At 46.3% G+C, this 2,756-nt stretch carries 2 protein-coding genes; one reads left to right on the top strand and one right to left on the bottom strand.

What is annotated here, in order from left to right:
• Positions 1-109 precede the first annotated feature (109 nt).
• Positions 110-1,777, bottom strand: coding sequence for an energy-dependent translational throttle protein EttA (gene ettA, locus QVA83_RS00975; protein WP_014950094.1), 1,668 nt, complete (start codon positions 1,775-1,777; stop codon positions 110-112).
• A gap of 292 nt (positions 1,778-2,069) precedes the next feature.
• Between ettA and QVA83_RS00970 the strand changes: the two genes are divergently transcribed.
• Positions 2,070-2,756, top strand: a 687-nt coding sequence (locus QVA83_RS00970; protein WP_353844097.1) for a UDP-3-O-(3-hydroxymyristoyl)glucosamine N-acyltransferase, incomplete at its 3' end; no start/stop codon positions are given.

Below are 2,756 nucleotides of genomic sequence, written 5' to 3'. Positions count from 1 at the left end.
AATTTGCGTGGGTTCGCAATGAAAAGCGAACAAATAAAAAAGCCGCTATCAGCGATAGCGGCTTTAAGGCGTAAAGCAGAGATACAGATCTTACATCTCTGATTTTGTGTTATTTAGACATACGCTTATATTTAAGGCGGTGCGGTTCAACCACATCTTGTCCAAATTCTTGCTTCAACCAGCTTTCGTAGTCTGAGTAGTTACCTTCGAAGAAGTTGATGTTACCTTCATCGCGGTAATCCATAATGTGTGTTGCTACGCGGTCTAGGAACCAACGGTCGTGCGAGATAACCATGGCACAGCCTGGGAACTCCAACAACGCGTTTTCCAAGGCGCGAAGTGTTTCTACGTCTAGGTCGTTGGTTGGCTCATCCAGTAGCAATACGTTACCGCCTGCTTTAAGCAGTTTCGCAAGGTGAACACGGTTACGCTCACCACCTGACAAGTCTTTGATGAACTTCTGCTGGTCGGTGCCTTTAAAGTTAAAACGGCTGCAGTAGGCGCGGCTGTTAATTTCAAAGTTACCAATGCGAATAATGTCTTGTTCGTCAGAAATTTCTTTCCACACGGTATTGTTTTCGTTCATGTGGTCGCGGAACTGTTCTACCGCAGCAATTTGAACGGTTTCACCTAAATCGATGGTGCCTGAATCAGGTTGCTCAGCACCGGTAAGCATTCTGAACAAGGTTGATTTACCCGCGCCGTTAGGACCAACAATACCTACAATGGCACCCTTTGGTACTTTAAACGTTAAGTCGTCGATAAGTACGCGATCGCCATACGACTTTTTAAGGTTGCTTACTTCAATAACCTTGTCACCTAAGCGTTCACCTGGTGGAATGAAAAGCTCATTGGTTTCATTACGCTTTTGGTAATCGCTGGTAGATAGTTCTTCAAAGCGGGCCATACGAGCTTTACTTTTAGCATGACGACCTTTCGGGTTTGAGCGTACCCACTCGAGTTCCTGTTTCATGCTCTTCATACGCGCCGTTTCGGTACGCTCTTCTTGCTCAAGTCGGTTTTCTTTTTGCTCCAACCAAGAAGAGTAGTTACCTTCCCACGGAATACCTTCACCACGGTCAAGTTCTAAAATCCAACCTGCAACGTTATCAAGAAAGTATCTATCGTGGGTAATAGCGACTACCGTACCTTCATAATCGTGAAGGAAGCGCTCTAGCCATGCGACTGATTCTGCGTCTAAGTGGTTAGTGGGTTCGTCTAGAAGCAACATTTCAGGCTTTTCTAGAAGTAGGCGGCACAGCGCTACACGGCGGCGTTCACCACCAGATAGTTTGCTAACGTCCGCATCCCACGCTGGAAGGCGAAGGGCATCAGCAGCACGCTCTAATGCATTTTCTAAGTTGTGGCCATCTTTGGCTTGAATAATAGCTTCTAACTCGCCCTGCTCTTTAGCAAGGGCGTCAAAATCAGCGTCTGCTTCTGCATACGCTGCATACACTTCATCAAGGCGAGTTAATGCGTGTTTAACGTCGGCGACGGCTTCTTCTATGTTGCCGCGAACATCTTTTGTTTCATCAAGCTGAGGCTCTTGTGGAAGGTAGCCCACTTTTAAGCCCGGTTGAGGACGCGCTTCACCTTCGATGTCGGTATCTACGCCGGCCATAATGCGAAGTAAGGTAGATTTACCTGCACCGTTTAGACCTAGCACACCAATTTTGGCGCCTGGGAAAAAGCTAAGTGAGATATTTTTTAGAATGTGTCTATTAGGTGGGACGATTTTGCCCACGCGATGCATACTGTAAACGTATTGCGCCATGCTCTATCCTCGCTGAATAAGCGGTGAAAAATAAAAAAGTGATTGTGGTCTATTCTACTCGTAACAGGGTAGTTTGTGCCAGTTACTTACGCTTAGTGTATTTGTGCTTGGCGATATTTTAATCACTCATGCCAAAAAGATCGATTTATGCATCGGTTGGCGAGTTGATTTAAGGTAAACTTGTTTTTATAAGCATGAGTAAACATGGGCTTTAGGGTGAGCTAGCAAACAGCAATAAAGAACCCAAAGCGATAGACTCAACACTATTCATATCTCTGAACAGGTAATTATGATGACCGCTATGAGTAAACGCACATACAGTCTGGAAGAGCTTGCCAAACATGTAAGTGGGGAAGTGCAGGGCGATGGAAACATTACTATCTCTGCAGTAGGTACGTTATCCGGTGCAGCATCGCACCAAATTTCGTTTCTAACAAATCCTAAATACAAGCCGCAGTTAAAAGATACTCAGGCTGGTGCGGTAATTCTGCACAAAAACTTGAAAGATGATAGCCCAGTTCCAGCGTTGGTGGTGGCAAACCCTCATGCAGCGTTCGCCCTAATCGCTCAGTTGTTTGATACTACCCCAGCGGTAGCGACAGGTATTGCTGAGTCAGCGGTAATTGCGCCATCTGCCCGCATCGGCAGTGATGTATCGCTAGGCCACAATGTAATCATTGAAGAGAACGTGGTTTTAGGCGATAGAGTTACTGTAGGCGCGAATACGGTTATTCGCAGAGGTACCCATATTGGTGAAGGCTGTACCATTCACCCGAACGTAACTATCTATCATGACGTTGTGATTGGTAAGCGCGTGACAATTCATAGCCAAACAGTTATTGGTGCGGCAGGCTTTGGTTACGCAAACGATAAAGGCGTTTGGATCCCTATCCCACAAACAGGGTCGGTTCGCATTGGTGACGACAGTCAGATTGGCGCAAGCAGCAGCATTGACCGCGGCGCCATGGAAGATACGATT

The organism is Alteromonas sp. AO-Serp, assembly GCF_017849675.1.
Taxonomy (GTDB): domain Bacteria; phylum Pseudomonadota; class Gammaproteobacteria; order Enterobacterales; family Alteromonadaceae; genus Alteromonas; species Alteromonas macleodii.
This window is presented reverse-complemented; position numbering and strand designations above follow the sequence as displayed.